The following is a 16,876-nucleotide window of genomic DNA, read 5'->3' on the forward strand; positions in this document are numbered from 1 at the left end:
GGCGCTTCAGAAAGCGGTGTGCCCGGTTACTTGTGACCGCAGCAGAGCAGGACGGGATAGCTGCGGATGGCGCCGTCCGCACCTTTTTTATCGACGGCGGCTGCGGTGACCACGCTCACGTCGACCAGGGCGTTTCGGGCGAATTCACCGGAGAGAAACTCGCCGGAAAAGCCGTGGTGCAGGACCCCGGTGGGGTCGTCGTGGAAGCGGCCGTCCTCGGTAGCCAGGTCGGCAAGCGCCAACCAGCCGCCGGGCTTCAAGGCCATGGACAACGAAGCGATCAGGGAGGGGACGTCCTGGACGTGGTGCAGGGTCATGCTGCTCACGATGAGGTCAAAGCTCCCTTCCAGACCATGTTTCTCGAGATCGAGCAACATGGTGGAGACGTTGTCGAGACCTTGCGCCTGGATCTTCTTGTCGAGAACGTCGAGCATCCCCCGGGAGCTGTCGGCACCTGTGATGCGGCCAATGAAAGGGTGCAGCCCGAGGGTAACCAGACCGCTGCCACAACCGTAGTCCAGGACCTCCATGGCCCGGGTCAGAGGAAGTACCTTCCGAAGCGCTGCCACGACATCCTGCGCCAGCTTCAGACGGCGCGGTTCCTGGTCCCATTGCTCGGCTACGGCATCAAAATCACGCCTGTTCTTCGTTTGCATATTTATCCTCCGGGTGTGAAGGGGGACGCCCCTGGTGGTAAGGCAGCATAATATTCAAGAAGTCGAATGTCAAGCCGGCGATGCGATGGACAAGGCGGCCGGGTGGGGGGCAAGGTTATCGGCAGTTTTTTCTGGATTTGTCGGGAAAATAATGGTAAGGTCCAATGTTCGCGTGGCGGGAAGTATTTTTCGGCTACGGGCGGTTTTATGCTTGACTCTGCGCCGCCTGGGTGTTATATAATTCCTCTTTCCAAAAAACCTAAAGCTACATTTTAAAATACCCGGAGGTGCAGTTTGGCAAATCATAAATCGGCAATTAAGAGGATCAAGCAGACCGCAAAGAGGACCGAGCGCAACAAGCACGAGCGTTCCACTCTGCGTACTTTCATAAAGCGCGTCCGCGAAGCGGTTGCCACCAAGGATCAGGATGCTGCAAAGGCCGCTCTGGCTGCTGCGATCCCGGTCATCGACGGTGCCGCAACCAAGGGGATCATCCACTCCTCCAACGCTTCCAGGAACGTTTCCCGCCTCACCAAACTGGTCAACACCCTGGCCTAGTCCGGTAGCGGATACATGAAAGCAAAAAGGGAATTCCCACCGGGGATTCCCTTTTCTAGTTTGCACCGACACCTTCGCTATCCGCTCCCCTCCCCTCCGGGGGAGGGGGATGTCACGCCCACTGCAGCGAGCCTCGCCACGGTCCCGAAAAATCGTCCGGGGTTCCGCTTTCCCCGCTACCGCCTGCAGGCATCCATCACGAACCGCTCGAAGAGGGGCTCTTCCAGCCCGCCGGACTTGAAGGCCAGGTCCAGTTCCAACATCCGCTCGAAAATCCGCTTCAGCTCCGCCACCGTGTAGTTCCGCGCCTGCGCCGTCACCTTGTTCAGAAAGTACGGGTTGATCCCGGACGCCCTGGCGAGCTCGGACTGGGGCACCTTGCGGTCCAGCAGCTCGCGCACCTGCCAGAGCTGGCGGTAGTGCCGCGCCACCGCACCCAGGATGCGCAGGGGCGCCTCGCCGTCCTGCAGCAGCGCGGTGAGCATCTTCAAGGCGCGGGGAAGCTCCTTGCTGCCCAGGGCATCGGTGAACTCGAAGACGCTCTCGACCTTGGTGTCGGAAACGATCGCCTTGACATCGGCAACCGCTACCGTCTCCTTCCTGCCGCAGTAGATGCAAAGCTTCTCGATCTGGGAAACGAGCTCCTGCAGGTTGTTTCCCACCAGGTAGGCGAGCAGCTCGGCCGCGGCGGGCTCGATCTTCTTGCCGGCGGCGCGGACTTCGTCGCGCACATAGGGCCCGAGCTGGTTCTCGTAGGGGCGCTTGAACTCGACGGCCTCGCCGCGCTTTTTGAAGTCGGCGTAGAACTTCTTGCGCCCGTCCACCTTCTCGGCCTGCAGGATCAGGCAGGTGCCGGGGGACGGGTCCTGAAGGTAAGGGAGCAGCACCTCCATGGCGTGGGCGGACAGGTCGCCTCCCTTCTTCACCAGCACGACCCGGCGCTCGGCGAACATGGGAAGGGTCTGGGCGGCGCCGAAAACCTCCTCCCCCTTGCACTCGTTGCCGTAGAAAACGTCCAGGTTGAAGTCGCGAAAACCGGGGTCGACGGCCCGATCCAGCAGCTTCTTGACCGCGCGCTCCACGAGGTACGGCTCGTCCCCGTACAGAAGGTACAGCGACGCCAGTTCTCCCTTTTCCACCGCCTTGTTGAACTCTTCCGGTTTCATAACCGACCTCACGTCAAAAAAACCGCCCACCAGCCAGATGCTGAATGGGCGGCGTCAATGTTTGCAATTGTTGTCGAGGGCGCTAGAAGCGCTCGCCGAGCTTCTGCCAGATCCGCTCGGAAATGCGCCGGCTGATTTTCTCGATGGCGGCTTCCTCGGCGTCCTGCTGCAGGGCGATGTTGGCGTTCACCGGGTAGACCTGCTGCTCGGTGACATCCCCCTTCCAGAGCACCTTGTGCGACTTCTGGTCGCGCAGGATGGCCTGGACCGCAAGGATCGCGTTGTACTCCCTGATCACGTCGGCCGCGGTATAGGAAACCGGCACCGAGTTGTAGGAGAGGACGACGCCTGAGAGCTCCAGCTCCGCCCGGTCCGCGGGGAGAACCTTGCCGCCGGTGCGGAAGGCGAACTCGTCGACCATCTCCCGCGCAAGGACCGCCTCCACGCCGGCGCGGTAGCTCTTGTTGGCGAAAAGAACCACGTTGACGCCGTTGGCGCCGGCCAGCGGGCCGTGCTGGATTACCGGGCTGTAGCTGCAGCCGCAAAAGAGCGCAGCGAGCAGGAGGATGAGACCGAGCCTTGTGAAGAGCCTGGTGGCTGTCATGGGACGCTTCCTCACTGGCTACGCGACGACGATGCTGACCAGCTTGCCGGGGACGTAGACGACCTTCTTGACGCTCTTCCCCTCCAGGTACGGGAGGATCTTGTCGTCGGCAAGGGCGGCGGCGCGGACATCTTCCTCCTTGGCGTCAGGGGCCACGGTGAGCTTGCTTCTCAGCTTGCCGTTCACCTGGATCACGACGGTGATCTCCTCGTCGACCACGGCGTCGGCGTCATAGCCGGGCCAGCCGGCCTGCTCGAGGCCGACCTGGTTGCCGAGCTCGGACCAGAGTTCCTCCGCGAAGTGCGGCACGAAGGGGGCCAGCAGGCGCACCACCGACTCCACCGCCTCGCGCACCACGGCGACGTTCTCCGGGGCGTCCTTGCCGGCAAAGCCCTGGATGGCGTTGACCAGTTCCATGACCGCCGCGATCGCGGTGTTGAAGTGGAAGCGTTCCTCGACATCCTCGGAGACCTTCTTGATGGTCTTGTGCACCGCGCGACGCAGTTTTTTCCCTTCCGCCGTGAGCTTGTCCGCCTCGACGGCACCGGCGCCCTTGATCGCGGGGAGCACGTCGTACACGAGACGCCAGACGCGGTTCAGGAAGCGGTAGCTCCCGTCGACCCCCTGGTCGCTCCAGTCGAGATCCTTCTCCGGCGGTGCGGCGAACAGGGAGAAGAGCCTTGCCGTGTCCGCGCCGTAGCGCTCGATGAGGGCGTTGGGGTCGACCACGTTCCCCTTGGACTTGGACATCTTGGCGCCGTCCTTGATCACCATCCCCTGGGTGAGCAGGTTGGAGAACGGTTCGTCCACGTTGCAGTAGCCGAGGTCCCTGAGCACCTTGGTGAAGAAGCGGGCGTAGAGCAGGTGCAGTACGGCGTGCTCGATGCCGCCGATGTACTGGTCCACCGGCATCCAGTGCTCGACCTGCTCGCGATCCAGCGGCCCCGCCGTGAACTTGGGCGAGCAGTAGCGCAGGAAGTACCAGGAGGACTGCACGAAGGTGTCCATGGTGTCGGTCTCGCGGCGGGCGGCCTCGCCGCACTGCGGGCAGGTGCAGGTGGTGAAGCTGTCCACGCGCGCCAGCGGGTTGCCCCCCTCGCCGGTGAACTCGGCGTCCATCGGGAGCACCACCGGGAGGTCCGCTTCCGGAACGGGAACCACCCCGCAGAGGTCGCAGTTGATCACCGGGATCGGGTTGCCCCAGTAGCGCTGGCGGGAGATGCCCCAGTCGCGCAGGCGGAAGTTGACGGTCTTCTTGCCGATCCCCTCCTTCTCCAGGAAGTCGGCGATGGCCTCCTTGGCGTCGGCGTTGCCCATGCCGTCGAAGCGGCCGGAGTTGGCCATGATCCCCTCGGCGGTGTAGGCCTCGGTCATGGCGGCAGGATCGAGGGTCTCGCCTTCGGGCTGGATCACCACCTTGAGCGGCAGGTTGTATTTCTGGGCGAACTCGAAGTCGCGCTGGTCGTGGGTGGGGACGGCCATGACGGCGCCGGTGCCGTAGTCCATGAGGACGAAGTTGGCGAGGTAAATAGGCATCTTCGCATTGGTGACCGGGTTGATGCAGTAGGAGCCGGTGAAGACCCCCTCCTTCTCCTGGTCCTCGGCGGAGCGCTTGATGCGGTCGGTCTTCTTCACCTTGTCGATGAAGGCTTCCACGGCGGCGCGCTGCTCGGCGGTGGCGAGGTCCAGCGCCATCGGGTGCTCTGCGGCCAGCGACATGAAGGTGGCGCCGAACAGGGTGTCCTGCCTGGTGGTGAAGACCCTGATCTTGCTGAGACCGTTCTCCAGCGCGAAGTCGATTTCGCACCCTACCGAGCGCCCGATCCAGTTGCGCTGCATGGTGAGCACGCGCTCGGGCCAGCCCGTCAGCTTGTAGGTGTCATCCAGCAGTTCCTGGGCATAGTTGGTGATGCGGAAGGACCACTGCTCCAGCTCCTTCGCCTCCACCAGGGAGTCGCAGCGCCAGCAGCAGCCGTCCTCGACCTGCTCGTTGGCGAGCACGGTCTCGCACTTGGGGCACCAGTTGACGGCGGAGGACTTCTTGTAGGCGAGCCCCTTCTTGTACATCTCCAGGAAGATCTTCTGCTCCCACTTGTAGTAGTCGAGGTCGCAGGTGGCGAGCTCGCGGTCCCAGTCGTAGGAAAGGCCCAGGCGCTTCAGCTGGCCGCGCATGTAGGCGATGTTCTCATAGGTCCACTTGGCGGGATGGCTCTTGTTCTGGATGGCGGCGTTCTCAGCCGGCATGCCGAAGGCGTCCCAACCCATCGGGTGCAGCACGTTGTACCCCTGCATCCTCTTGAAGCGGGCGATGACGTCGCCGATGGAGTAGTTCCTGACGTGCCCCATGTGGATCTTGCCGGAGGGATACGGGAACATCTCCAGGAGGTAGTACTTCTTGCGGCCGGCGTCTACGGTTGCCTCGAAGCTGTTGTGTGTAGCCCAGAACTGCTGCCATTTGCCCTCGACTGCTGAGGGAAGGTATTTTTCTTCCATTAAACCCCGCCTTCCAGCGCCCCGAACGGGACGCGCAATATTTATGATGTCGCAACTCGATGGTTGCGGGTAGTTGTTTTGAGATGGCCGCAGGACGAACCTGGTGGACCTGATGCAACGCAGTACCCCCAGGGGGACCACGACGGACGAAGGCTGCCCCTGCCCCCTCCAGCGGGAGGTGCGGAAACGGTGCACGGGTCCTTCGCGGCCGCCTTGGAGCAGGCGCGGACCGGTACGCCGGCGGAGCCGGTTAGACGATCCGGAGCAGGTTCTTGGCTACGTCCAGAATCTTGGTCGGCTGGATCGGCTTGGTGATGTAGTCGTTGGCTCCCAGCGCCAAGGCACGCTCCCTGTCTTCCTGCGCGCCCTCGGTGGTGATGACCACGATGGGTATCGCCTTGTAGTTGGCGTCGTTTCGCACCAGGCTCACCAACTTCAAGCCGTCCATGATCGGCATGTTGATGTCGGTCAGGATCAGGTCGAAACGCTCGGAAGAAAGCTTTTTCAAGCCGTCGACGCCGTCGTTGGCCTCGACTATGCGCACCCCCCTGATCCGCTTCAGCGCAAAGGCGATGAGCTGCCTCATGGTGGGTGAATCTTCGACTATCAATACGTTGTAATCTGACATCTGAACTGTATCCCCCATTGCACAGCTGGCTATTTCGTCAATAGATCAATGAACCCCTGGATGGTCGACAGCTTACGCTCCGAATCGCTGTAGAGCCGCGAGCTGAAGATGGCGGTGGCGGCATGACCGGCCAGCAGGGTGAAAAGCTCGTAGTCGACGGCGGCGAATTCCTTTTTCTGCATCAACAGCTTGTAGATCGCCAGCACGCCGATTACGTGATCCTTGATCTTGAGCGGGATGCACACCATCGGGGCGCTGAAGTCACGCTGGTAGCTGTCGAAGTCGCTGGCGAAGTGATTCTCGCCGGACTGGGCCACGTTCCCGATGATCCCCTTGCCGAGACGGAAGGAGGGGATCTCGCTGCGGTCGATCCCTTCGGTCGAGACCGCCTGCAGCTCGTCGCTCTTCTCGTCGAGCAGCATGATGGCGAACTCCTCGGCACCGATCAGGTTGATGATGATCTCCGTTATGATCTGGAGCACTTCCTTGAAGTCGAGCGTGGAGTGGAGCTGGTAGCTCGCGATGTAGAGATTGGCGAGGTTGTTGTTCTCATCCTCGATCTCCAGGTAGCGTGCCGCGAAATCCTGGTTTTCTTCCTCGACGTGCTTGATCCGGTCCAGGATCTCCTGCTTCTCCTGCTCCAGGTCGGCGATCCGCTCGCTGAGCTTCTTAAGCTCCGCAGCCGGCGCCACCTCGCCCGTCATCTGGGATTTCTCCAGTTCCAGCAAGCGGAACCTGAGACGCTCGTTCTCCCTCAAAAGCTCCTGGGTGAACTCCGCCCCCTTCTTGAAAACCTGCAGGAACTCCTCACCCCTGCTATGAACCAGTCGTTCATCGTCCTTTTGCATGCGCACCCCGAATTTACGTCTAGTTGATCAACCGAATCGCGGCAAGAGACCGCAACGAAGCACTATCTCACGCACCATGCCGTCCATGGGCACCACCCTGTCCACCACCCCCGTGGCAATCGCCTCGCGCGGCATGCCGAACACCACGGCGGATTCCTCGGACTCGGCCACCACCTGGGCACCCGCCTTCTTCGCCTCGCGCACCCCTGCGGCCCCGTCGTTGCCCATCCCGGTCAGGACGACGGCAAGCATGCGGCTTTGGTAGAGTTCGGCGCAGGAGCGGAACATCACGTCCACCGACGGGACGTAGCGGTCCTTGGGACCCGGGGGGACGATGCGTGCAACCACCTTGTCGCCCATCCTGGCAAAGACGAGGTTCTTCCCGCCCGGTGCGATGAGGGCCCGCCCCGGCAGCACCTCGTCGCCGTCCTTTGCCTCGCGCACCTCGAACCCGGTGCTGCGGTTCAGCCTCTCGGCAAAGGCGGTGGTGAACCCGGCGGGCATGTGCTGGGAAATCACCATGGCGAAGGGAGGCGCTTCCCGGAATGAGGAGAAGATGCGCTGCAGGGCCGGCGGGCCGCCTGTCGAGGAGCCGATGGCGACTATGTCTATGGAGCTCGTCACACCGACGGGAGCCGCGGGAAGGGCGATCTCGGCCGCAGGGGGAGCGGGTTCGGCCCTTTTTTGCACCCGCGCCATGTTCAGCTTGAACACCGCCTGGACCTTCTGGTGCAGGTCCTGCTGGATCTTCAAAAGCTCGTCAGAGATGACGCTGGTCGGCTTGGCGATGAAGTCGACGGCCCCAAGCTCCAGCGCCTTGAACACCTTCTCGTCGCCGGAGGTCGAGCTGATCACGATCACCGGGACCGGCGTACTCGCCATCAGGATGCGCAACATGGTGAAGCCGTCCATGCGCGGCATCTCGAGATCGAGCGTAACCAGGTCCGGGGTGAGATCGATCACCCTCCGGATCCCCTCCTCGCCGTTGGTGGCGTACCCGATCACCTGGACCCCCGGAAGTTCCTCCAGCATCCTGGTGATGGCGCGCCGATTATAGGCCGAATCGTCTACGACTACTACCCGTATCTTTTTCACTTGGGCACTCCGCCGCCGGTCGTATCTGTTTTCTGGTAGACCATGTCGTTTTTCAGGTGTTTCAGCGCAAAGGCGGTCGAAAGGTTCATAAGCGACTCCGAGTGTCCCAAAAGGAGGTAGCCGCCGCCGCGCAAGGTGTTGTAGAACGACTCGATGACCCGCTTCTTGGAAGTCTGGTCGAAGTAGATGATCACGTTGCGGCAGAAGATGACGTCCATCTTCCCCAAAAGGGCCAGACGGTTTGCGTCGAACAGGTTCATCTGGCTGATGGTGACCAGCTCCCGCACCTCGTCGCAGATGCGATACCCCTCGTCGGTCTCGGTGAAGAAGCGCTTCAGGTAACGCTCATCGGTGGCACGGAAGGAGGCCTTGGTGTAGATCCCCTTGCGGGCGTGCTGCACCACGCGGTGGCTTATGTCGGAGCCGACTATCTCGATCCGCCAGCCGTGGAAGCACCCCATCTCCAAGAGGAGCATGGCGATGGTATAGGGTTCCTCGCCGGTGGAACACCCCGCGCTCCAGATGCGCAGGGTGCGCTCGCGCTGCTTCAGCTTCATCAGCTCGGGCACGATCTCGTCGGTGAAGGCCCGCAGCTGGAAAGCCTCGCGGAAGAAGTAGGTCTCGTTGGTGGTGAGGAGATCCATGATGTCGGCGATCTCCTCGTCCCTCCTCCTGTCGTACTTCAGGAACTGGTAGTACTCGCGAAAGCCCGACAGGTTGTGATGGGTCACCCGCTGCCCGAGCCGACGGTCCAGCAGGTACTTGCTGTCGTCGTCGAAAAAGAGGCCGCAGTGGTTGTAGATCAGGTCCCTGATCAGGCGGAATTCCTCTTCCGTCAGTTGCAATTCGGGTTCGAAGTATGGCATTAGCGCAGCCTGTCGAGCAGTTCTACGATCTCGCCCTTGACCAGCGGGTCCGACTCCCGGGCCAACGCCTGGTCCAATACCGCCACCGAGTCCGCCCCCTGCAGCTGGGCCAGGGCCCGCACGAAGGAGCGCCGCACCATCCAGTGCGGGTGCGCCAGGAGCGCCTGACCGTGCTCGTCGATCCAGTCAGCGCTGTAAGTCGCGAGAATCCCGATGGCGGCCTCCACCACCTCCTCGTCGCTGTGGTAAAGCGCGTTGCGCACCGGCCCGAGCGCCTCTTTCCCCCCGAGCGCGGCCAGCGTGGAGAGGGCGGCGATCAGCACCGGCCCCTGCGCCTGCCCAAGGAGCGCGGTCACGCCCGGCAGGGCCTCGGGGTTCCCCAAAGAGGTGAGCCCCTTGAGGGCAGCGGTCTGCACCCAGGGATCGGCATCGGTTAGGGCCACGCAAAGCGGCGCCAGCACCTCGTCCCCTCCCCTTTCGGCAAGCGCCTGTGCCGCCGCGGCGCGCACCTCCGGTTCCTCGTCGGAGAGCGAGAGGGACAGGGCGCCCAGGGCCTGCGGCAGTTCCACGCGCGCCAGGGAGGCGACCGCGGCACGTCGCACCGAGGCGTCCTCGTCCTTGACCAAAAGGGCAAGCCTCTCGCCGTCGCCCAGCGCGCCCAGGACGATGGCGGCATCCCGCCTCTTGCGCGCGTCTCGGCTCCGCAGAAGGTTGGAGCAGATCGCGCCCACGCCGTCGGGATCCTTGGCGGCAAGATGCTGCAGCCCGTCGAGGACACCTTCGCGCACCTGGGCGTCTTCGTCGTCAAGCAGGCGGGCCACCCGCGCCGCGGCCCCTTTCGGCGCCAGCCGCCCCAGGGCGACTGCCGCACAGCGCCTTACCTCCGCCCCGTCGTCATCGAGCGCGGCGAAGAGGAGATCGTCGTTGCCCGGGCGCCCGGTCTCCGCGATGAGGTGCACGATGACGGCGCGCTCCGCGGCGATGGCGAAGGGGAAGTGCTCGAGAAGCAGCGGCAGCACCGGGTCGCCGATGCGGCGCAGCGCCTCCAGGCAGATCCCTCTCAGGCGCTCAGCGCGTGCCACGCGCACCAGGGGAAGCGCGGCGCGCTCGTCTCCCATGATGCCGCAAACCTGCGCCAGCGCCGAGATCATCACCGGCTCCTCGCCGTGCAGCGAGTCGATCAGCTTCTTCGCGGTAGCGCTCCCGGAAAGCTCCCTGAGCGGGCGGTCCACCAGCTCTTCCTGTTCCTGCGGGGTCAAGCGCCCCCGCAAGCGCATCAGCGCTATGGTCGCTGCCTCGCGGGCGTTCTTTGCCTTGTCGTGCAGCCCCTCAAGGAGCAAGGGGAAGCATTTCCTGTCCCCGAGGACACCCAGGCAGTCGTAGGTGGCGCGGCGCAGGAGCCCTTCCTGCAGGAGCGGTTCCAGCTTGGCAAGCGGCACCGGAGCCCCTATGGAGGCGAGTGCGTCCAGCACGGTGAACTTCAGCCAGACCTCGCCTCCGTCCAGCACCTTCAAAAGGTGCGGCAGCGCGCGCCCGTCGCCGATCTTGCCGAGGTTCTCGGCCGCGGCGACGCGGACGTTCATGTCCTCGTCATCCAGCGCCTGTACCAGCAGGGGGAGACAGGCGGCGCAGCGGATGTTGCCCAGGATGTCGATGATGAACTTGCGCAGGTCGTGATCGGGATCGCCCAGGTGCGCGCAGAGATGCTCCACCGCGGGCTCGCCGATCCGCTCCAGCGACTCGACCGCGGAGTTGCGCAGCCCCGCGTTGTCGGCGGAACGCAGCAGCGCGATCAGGGCCTCGATCTCGCCCGCCTGCAGCGGCTGCGCCTGCAGCACCACGCCGACCGCCTCCTTGCGCACCCGCCAGCTGTCATCCCCCATGGCACGGAACAGCAGCTCCATCACCTCGGGGAAGGGGCGGCGGCGCAGGGACATGACCGCAAAGCGCCGTTGCTCCTCGTCGGCAGCGGCCAGTCTCTCAGAGATTTCCAGCAGATCGTTGGACAGGGTACTCTCCTAAATACTCAGTTCAGCGCGTTTTTTAGCGATAAGCTCGTCGAAGGCATCTTTCAGGAAGGAGGTGGTGTCACGCACCTGCTGGGACACCCTCTGCTGGTACAGATACTCCCCTTCGCGTATGTCGTCGGCCAGGAGTTCGTAGAAGCTCCCCTCCCGCACACCCTGTTCCACCTTCGCCTGGTTGTAGAGGACGATGTCGGAAACGATGATCCTGGCCAAACGCCTCGCTTTCACCTGCTCCTCGGGGAGCTGCGCCGGGGCCGCAGCGGCGGGCTCGGCGGGCTCGGCGGGAGCTGCCGGAGCGCCGGGAGCCGTCGCGGCTTCCTCGATCGCGGGGGGCGCGGGTGCGGCGACGACCGGTGCCTCGGGGGGCGCGACGGCGGCGGCCTCGGCGGCCTCGACCACGGGAGCCTCCGGTGCCGCCATGACCGGCGCCGGGGCCTTTGTTTGCGCAGCAACCGGGACCGCCGCTGCAGCCGGCGCAGGGGGCTCGGGTGCCGGCGCTGCAGCTGCTGCGGCCTCGGGCATCGAGGTCTCCTCGACTTCCATCTGCCTGATCTCGCTGCGGCTCTCCTCCTGGGCAGCCAGTTCGCTTTCGGTCGGGCGCACCACGGGGGGCATGTCGCCGGAGGTGAGGCGGTAGATCATCGAGACCAGGGAGTCCGGGATGTGGTGCTTCTCTATGTAGTCGTCGGCCCCGTACAGCGAGTTCGGCGACCGCTTGTAGCGGGTCTTGTCGTAGATCGAGGCGATCAGCACTATCTTCACCCTGGCAAGGGCCGGATCCTGGCGCACCCGCTCGCAGACCTCGAACCCGAACATGGTCGGCAGCGCCACGTCCAATAGCAGCACATCGGGGGTCACCCGCTGCACGGTTTCCAGAGCTTCCTTCCCGTCGGTGCAGAGAAAGAGCTCGAACGGTTCGGCCGAGAGTACCTTCTCCACCGCCTTGCAGAAGGCGGCGCTCTCGTTGGCGACCACGACCTTCACCTTCGCCTTGGGCGCAGCCTGGCGGTCGCTCTTGCGCACCAGCCGGAACACGGCCTTGCAGCTCGAGCAGCGCAGTTTCTTCGGCTCGTCGGAGCTGTCGACGGCAACGTTGAATCGTTTCTTGCAGTTAGGACAGACTATCAGCATGCTGGGCTCTTTTTCGTCGTGGAAGTGGTCTCCCCCTGGGGGGTAAGGTAGCCCAACTGGGCCTTCTCCTGGAAGGTGAGCAGGGCGTCGATGTTGAGCAGCATCACCGGGACGTCACGCACCAGGCAGAGCCCCACCATGTACTCCCCCCCCACGATCCGCACGCCGCGCGGCGGCGCCTTGAGCTCCCTGAGCGGTATGGTGATCATCTCGGTGACCTCGTCGACCATCAGGGCCAGCGGCTGCCCCGAGATGGAGAGGATCAGAAGGCGCGCGCTCTCCGTGTTCTCGGCGGCGGGAAGCCCGAAACGCTTCCTCAGATCCACCACCGGTATCACGGAACCGCGCAGGTTGATCACCCCCTCGACGAAGGGGAGCGCCCGCGGCAGCGGGGCGAGCTTCGGCACCCTGATGATCTCCCTGATGCGCATGATGTCGACGGCGTAGAGCCCGTCATCCATGCGCAGGCAGGCGACCTGAATTTCCTGCAGCTCCTCCGTCATCAGACAGCGTCCCCCTTTGCTGCACCCTCGTTCCCCAGGAGCCCTTCGATCACCTCGAGCACCTTCACCGACTTGAAGGGCTTGGTGATGTAGGCGTCGGCGCCGACCTGCCTGCCGTGCTCGAGGTCGCGGCTGCTCTTCTTCGCCGTCAGCATCACCACCGGGATGGCACTGGTTGCGGGGTTTTCCTTGATGCTGCGGCAGACCTCGAAGCCGTCCATGTCCGGCAGCATGAGGTCGAGGACCACGAGGTCCGGTGCGTCCTTGGCGATCGCCTCCAGCGCGTCGTTGCCGCCGCGCACCCCGGTGACCTGGTATCCCTTTGAGGTGAAGAGGATGCTCTCCAGCTTCAGCAGGCTCTCTTCATCCTCGACCACGAGGATCCTGTTCTTCTCCATGCTCGTCCCCCCCCTGCACCCTCTACAAGAGCCCTACGTCCAAAACCTTTTCCATGTCGAGCAGGATCAGCATCCTGCCGCCGACCCGCCCGATTCCCTGCACGAACTCGCGATCGATCCCCTCCAGCACCACCGGCGGAGGCTCGATCCCCCCCTCGGCGATCCGGACCACCTGCACCACCTCGTCGACCAGCACGCCGGCGTACCCACCCTGGCGTTTCACCACCACGATGCGCTCGCGCTCCGAAACGGCCCCGTCGGAGAGCCCCAGCCTGGTCTTCATGTCGAAGATGGGGATGATGTTGCCGCGCAGCGACAGGATGCCGCGCACAAAGGACGGGACCCTGGGGACCTCGGTCACCTCGCGCGGCTTGATGATCTCCTTGATGTCCATGATGCTGATGGCGTACTCCTCGCTCGCCACCCGGAAGCAGAGGAGCTCGACGCTGGCCGCTTCCGCGACCTCCTGCTGCAGGGTCTCGGTCTCGAAGGAGGCGGACTCGCGCCCCCTCAGGATGACGGCGACCGGGTCGAACTCGTCGAAATCATCCTGGTACTCGTACGGGGTGGCGAACTGCTCGGCCTGCCAGGCCGGAGTCGAGGCGCGCGGCACCGGATCGGGATCCACGGGTTCGGGCACGACGGGCTCGGGCACGACGGGTTCGGCAGCGGAGAACTCCTCGACAGGCGGAAGCACCGCCTCCGTCTCAGCCGACGCCGGCCAGGGTTCCGACTCGGGCGCCTGCCCTCGCTCGGGCGCCGCTTCGCGCGCCGTTCCGCCCTGCGCCTCTCCGCGGGAAGCCTTCTTTCTGATCTCTGCAAGATTCATCGAAACCTCAAGACCGGTTCTACGTTCTATGTTCGTTCTATGTTGTTCTCGGTTCGGCACCTGCGGCTGGGCTTACGAAGGGTTCCGTTAACGTGGAGCGCAGAACGTAGAACCCAGAACGAGCGTCTAAGCCAGCAGCTCCGCCGCGGTTTCCTCGATAATGGAGGCGTCGATCCAGGCGGAGTCCTTGCCGTAGCCGATCAAAAGCGCGTTGGTGGCCACGGCGTTGATGCGGCGCGGCACCCCTCCGGAAAGCTCGTAGATCCTCTGCACGGCGTCCGGGGAGAAGAGCCCCGGCTCGCCGCCGGCCGCCACGATCCTGAAATCGAGGTACTCCAGCGTCTCTTCCAGCCCCAAGGGGGCCAGGTGGAAGTTGAGCGAGATGCGCTGCCGGAACGGCTCGTACACCGGGGAGGCCAGCATCTCGCGCAGCTCAGGCTGACCCATGATGATCACGCTCACCAGGTTGCGGTCGTCGAGCTGGAAATTGGTCAAAAGGCGCAGCTCGTCGAAGAGTTCCCGGTCCGGGATCATCTGCGCCTCGTCGATCACCACCACCGGGACCCGCCCCTCCCCGTGCAGCCGGTACAGCGCCGTGGTGATCTCCTTCAGGAGCTGGTCCTTCTGCAACGACGGCTCGTTCACCTGCAGCCCGGAGGCGATCACCCGCAAGAGTTCGTCCGCGGTCAGGCGCGGGTTGAACACGAACATGAAGTGGTAGCGGTCCCCCATCCGGTCCATGAGTGCGCGCGAGATGGTGGTCTTGCCGCAGCCGATGTCGCCGGTCAAGAGGGCGATCTCGCTCTCCTCGACCGCGTACTCGAGCCGCGCCAGCGCCTCCTGGTGCCCCGAGCTCATGTAGAGGAAGCGGGGATCGGGGGTCTTGCTGAAGGGCTTCTCGGTCAGGCCGTAAAATTCCTTGTACATCAGGCGCTCCCCCGAGTGGCCTCGGCGATCACGCTACCCACGTCCAGGACCAGGATGGTGCGCTGGTCTCCCAGGTCCGCGGCGCCGGAGATCCCCCGGAAACCGGCGAAGGTGTCCCCGATGGACTTGATGACGATATCCTGCTGCCCCAAAAGGTCGTCCACCACGAGCCCCAGCCGCTTCTCGGCGACCCCCACGACGACCACGTAGCAGCTCTCCGGCGCCGCCTGCGCACTCTTAAGCTCGAACAGCTCGGAGAGGCGCAAAAGGGGGAGGGTCGTCTCGCGCAGCTGGATCACTTCCTTGCGCTCGACCGTCTTGATCTCCTTCTGCTCCACGATGATGCTTTCCAGCACCGAGGTGATGGGGAGCGCGTAGGTGCGCCCCGCGGTGGAGATGATGAGCGCCTTGATGATGGCCAGGGTGATGGGGAGGGTGATGACGAAACGCGCCCCCTGCCCCGGGAAGTTTTCCAAGTCGATCATGCCGGAGAGCGCGGCGATGTTGGTGCGGACCACGTCCATGCCCACGCCGCGGCCGGAGATCTCGCTCACCGTTTCGGTGGTGGAAAAGCCGGGGCGGAAGATGAAATCGAGCGCGTCGCGGTCGCTCACCTCGTCGGGAGAGGAGATGATCCCGAGCTTCACCGCCTTTTGCTTCACCCGCGCCACGTCGATGCCGCCGCCGTCGTCGTCCACCTGGATCACGACGTGGTTCCCCTTCTGGTAGGAGGAGAGGGTGATGGTCCCCTTCTCGTCCTTGCCCGCGGCCAGCCGCGCCTCGGGGGTCTCGATGCCGTGGTCGATGCAGTTTCTCACGATGTGCATGACCGGGTCGGAGATGTCCTCGATGATCAGCTTGTCCAGCTCCGTGTCCACGCCGTAGAGCTTCAGTTCGACCTTCTTCCCCTGCTCGCGGGCGATCTTCCGGATGATCCGGGTCATCTTGTCGAAGAGCTGCCCGACCGGGATCATCCTGATCTCCATGACCCCTTTCTGCAGTTCCGAGAGCTTCTTCTCGAGCCCCTTGGCCGCCTTGCTCAGATCCTGGGACGGGACGATCAGCCCGTCGCGGCGCATGCGCGCGGCGACGTCGGCGATCATCGAGTGGGAGAGCACCAGTTCCCCCACGATGTTCATCAACAGGTCGAGCTTGCCGATGTCGACGCGGACGGTCCGGCTCATGCTCTTGGCGCTGATGGCGCCGGCGTCGCCGGCAACCGGGGCCAGGAACTCACCTTCCGCGCCGCCAGCTTCCACGCCGCCAGCGTCCGCGGCCGGAGCCGCTGCCTGCGCGCCCCTCCCGGGGGCCTCTTCCCTGGCCTGTTCGCCGAAGGTGGTGATGCTCAGGTGCTCGCGGTCGATGATCGGGGTGAGTGCGCCGGCGGAGAGCTCGGAGCCGAAGAGGATCTCGAAGTCGATGCCGGCATCGAGCCCGCTGGAGGCGGAGGGAAGGGTGCTGATCACCTCGCCCGCCTGCTTCAGGGCATCGGTGAGCTCCATGAGGTCGGAGTCGAAGCTCGCCAAGAGGAGCGACACCCGGATGGAATGGATGTGGCGCCCCTTCTTCACGTTTTCAAGCAGGCGGTGTTCCTCGTACTCGGTCATCGAGGAAAGCACCCGCTCGGGGATGTTCAGCCGGGCCAGGGGGGAGTCCTGGCTGGCCTTGGGGCCGCGGGTCAGGCAGTCGTTGATGCGCTGCATGGCGCCGGAAAGGTCGGTCCCCTCGCCGCCGGTCTCGCCGGCGCTGCGCACCAGCTGCGCCAGGAGTTCGGTCGATTCGAACAGGGTGCTCACCACGGCCTGGTCCAGCTCCACCTTGCCCAGCCGCAGGGCGTCGAGCAGGTTCTCCAGGTGGTGCCCCAACTCGGCGATGTCGGCGAGCCCGAACATCCCCGCCAGCCCCTTCAGCGAGTGCGCGCCGCGGAACACGGAGTTGACCAGGTCCGGGCTGCATTCCCCGCCGTCGGCGCAGTCGCTCAACGAGACCAGGTCCAGGCTCAACTGATCCAGGATCTCCTCGGCCTCGGCCAAAAAGTCCTTCAACGCTTTCCCTATGTTATCCTCAACGCTCATAGACTCTCTTTTTTAAGAAGACGTTCTACGTTCTACGTTCTCAGTATGTAAGGTTTTAAGCTCTATGCTCTG

Annotated in this window: 16 protein-coding genes; 1 reads left to right on the forward strand and 15 read right to left on the reverse strand. The window is 64.1% G+C overall.

Annotation, left to right across the window (positions count from 1 at the left end):
* Positions 1 to 26 precede the first annotated feature (26 nt).
* The gene (locus KOM00_RS02285; protein ID WP_216497218.1) at positions 27 to 656 is read right to left on the reverse strand and encodes a class I SAM-dependent methyltransferase; all 630 of its coding nucleotides are present in this window, start codon (positions 654 to 656) and stop codon (positions 27 to 29) included.
* Positions 657 to 950: 294 nt separating this feature from the next.
* Here KOM00_RS02285 and rpsT point away from each other — a divergent pair, with 294 nt between their 5' ends.
* Positions 951 to 1,214, forward strand: coding sequence for a 30S ribosomal protein S20 (gene rpsT / locus KOM00_RS02290; protein ID WP_135868260.1), 264 nt, complete (start codon positions 951 to 953; stop codon positions 1,212 to 1,214).
* Positions 1,215 to 1,390: 176 nt separating this feature from the next.
* Here the strand turns inward: rpsT and holA are convergent, their stop codons facing one another.
* The 14 genes from holA to KOM00_RS02360 all read right to left on the reverse strand — a co-directional run bounded on the left by holA (position 1,391) and on the right by KOM00_RS02360 (position 16,804).
* Positions 1,391 to 2,380 (reverse strand): DNA polymerase III subunit delta, encoded by a 990-nt coding sequence (gene holA / locus KOM00_RS02295; RefSeq protein WP_216497219.1) that lies wholly within the window; start codon positions 2,378 to 2,380, stop codon positions 1,391 to 1,393.
* An 82-nt stretch (positions 2,381 to 2,462) separates the two neighbouring features.
* Positions 2,463 to 2,984: an LPS assembly lipoprotein LptE gene (lptE, locus tag KOM00_RS02300; RefSeq protein WP_216497220.1), complete on the reverse strand. Its 522-nt coding sequence runs from the start codon at positions 2,982 to 2,984 to the stop codon at positions 2,463 to 2,465.
* Positions 2,985 to 3,002: 18 nt separating this feature from the next.
* Entirely contained in the window at positions 3,003 to 5,477 is a 2,475-nt protein-coding gene (gene leuS, locus KOM00_RS02305; RefSeq protein WP_216497221.1) for a leucine--tRNA ligase, read from the reverse strand.
* A gap of 250 nt (positions 5,478 to 5,727) precedes the next feature.
* Positions 5,728 to 6,105: a response regulator gene (locus tag KOM00_RS02310; protein ID WP_216497222.1), complete on the reverse strand. Its 378-nt coding sequence runs from the start codon at positions 6,103 to 6,105 to the stop codon at positions 5,728 to 5,730.
* Between the two features lie 29 nt (positions 6,106 to 6,134).
* Positions 6,135 to 6,953 carry a GAF domain-containing protein gene (locus KOM00_RS02315; RefSeq protein ID WP_216497223.1) on the reverse strand — a complete coding sequence of 273 codons (819 nt, stop codon included), beginning with the start codon at positions 6,951 to 6,953 and terminating at the stop codon, positions 6,135 to 6,137.
* 27 nt (positions 6,954 to 6,980) lie between these two features.
* Positions 6,981 to 8,048 carry a protein-glutamate methylesterase/protein-glutamine glutaminase gene (locus tag KOM00_RS02320; protein ID WP_216497224.1) on the reverse strand — a complete coding sequence of 356 codons (1,068 nt, stop codon included), beginning with the start codon at positions 8,046 to 8,048 and terminating at the stop codon, positions 6,981 to 6,983.
* Positions 8,045 to 8,914: a CheR family methyltransferase gene (locus KOM00_RS02325; RefSeq protein ID WP_216497225.1), complete on the reverse strand. Its 870-nt coding sequence runs from the start codon at positions 8,912 to 8,914 to the stop codon at positions 8,045 to 8,047. Before KOM00_RS02325 ends, KOM00_RS02320 begins: the two co-directional genes overlap by 4 nt.
* Positions 8,914 to 10,923 (reverse strand): HEAT repeat domain-containing protein, encoded by a 2,010-nt coding sequence (locus KOM00_RS02330; RefSeq protein WP_328757977.1) that lies wholly within the window; start codon positions 10,921 to 10,923, stop codon positions 8,914 to 8,916. The genes KOM00_RS02325 and KOM00_RS02330 overlap by 1 nt, the downstream gene beginning before the upstream one ends.
* 9 nt (positions 10,924 to 10,932) lie before the next feature.
* Positions 10,933 to 12,072, reverse strand: coding sequence for a response regulator (locus KOM00_RS02335; protein ID WP_216497227.1), 1,140 nt, complete (start codon positions 12,070 to 12,072; stop codon positions 10,933 to 10,935).
* Positions 12,066 to 12,575 carry a chemotaxis protein CheW gene (locus tag KOM00_RS02340; protein ID WP_216497228.1) on the reverse strand — a complete coding sequence of 170 codons (510 nt, stop codon included), beginning with the start codon at positions 12,573 to 12,575 and terminating at the stop codon, positions 12,066 to 12,068. Before KOM00_RS02340 ends, KOM00_RS02335 begins: the two co-directional genes overlap by 7 nt.
* A complete protein-coding gene (locus tag KOM00_RS02345; RefSeq protein WP_216497229.1) occupies positions 12,575 to 12,973 on the reverse strand; it encodes a response regulator transcription factor in 399 nt (132 codons plus the stop codon). The genes KOM00_RS02340 and KOM00_RS02345 overlap by 1 nt, the downstream gene beginning before the upstream one ends.
* A gap of 22 nt (positions 12,974 to 12,995) precedes the next feature.
* Positions 12,996 to 13,802: a chemotaxis protein CheW gene (locus KOM00_RS02350; protein ID WP_216497230.1), complete on the reverse strand. Its 807-nt coding sequence runs from the start codon at positions 13,800 to 13,802 to the stop codon at positions 12,996 to 12,998.
* A gap of 126 nt (positions 13,803 to 13,928) precedes the next feature.
* Positions 13,929 to 14,729, reverse strand: coding sequence for an ExeA family protein (locus KOM00_RS02355; protein ID WP_216497231.1), 801 nt, complete (start codon positions 14,727 to 14,729; stop codon positions 13,929 to 13,931).
* The gene (locus KOM00_RS02360) at positions 14,729 to 16,804 is read right to left on the reverse strand and encodes a chemotaxis protein CheA (protein ID WP_216497232.1); all 2,076 of its coding nucleotides are present in this window, start codon (positions 16,802 to 16,804) and stop codon (positions 14,729 to 14,731) included. The genes KOM00_RS02355 and KOM00_RS02360 overlap by 1 nt, the downstream gene beginning before the upstream one ends.
* Between the last annotated feature and the right edge of the window lie 72 nt (positions 16,805 to 16,876).

The organism is Geomonas diazotrophica (assembly GCF_018919385.1).
Lineage (GTDB): Bacteria > Desulfobacterota > Desulfuromonadia > Geobacterales > Geobacteraceae > Geomonas > Geomonas diazotrophica.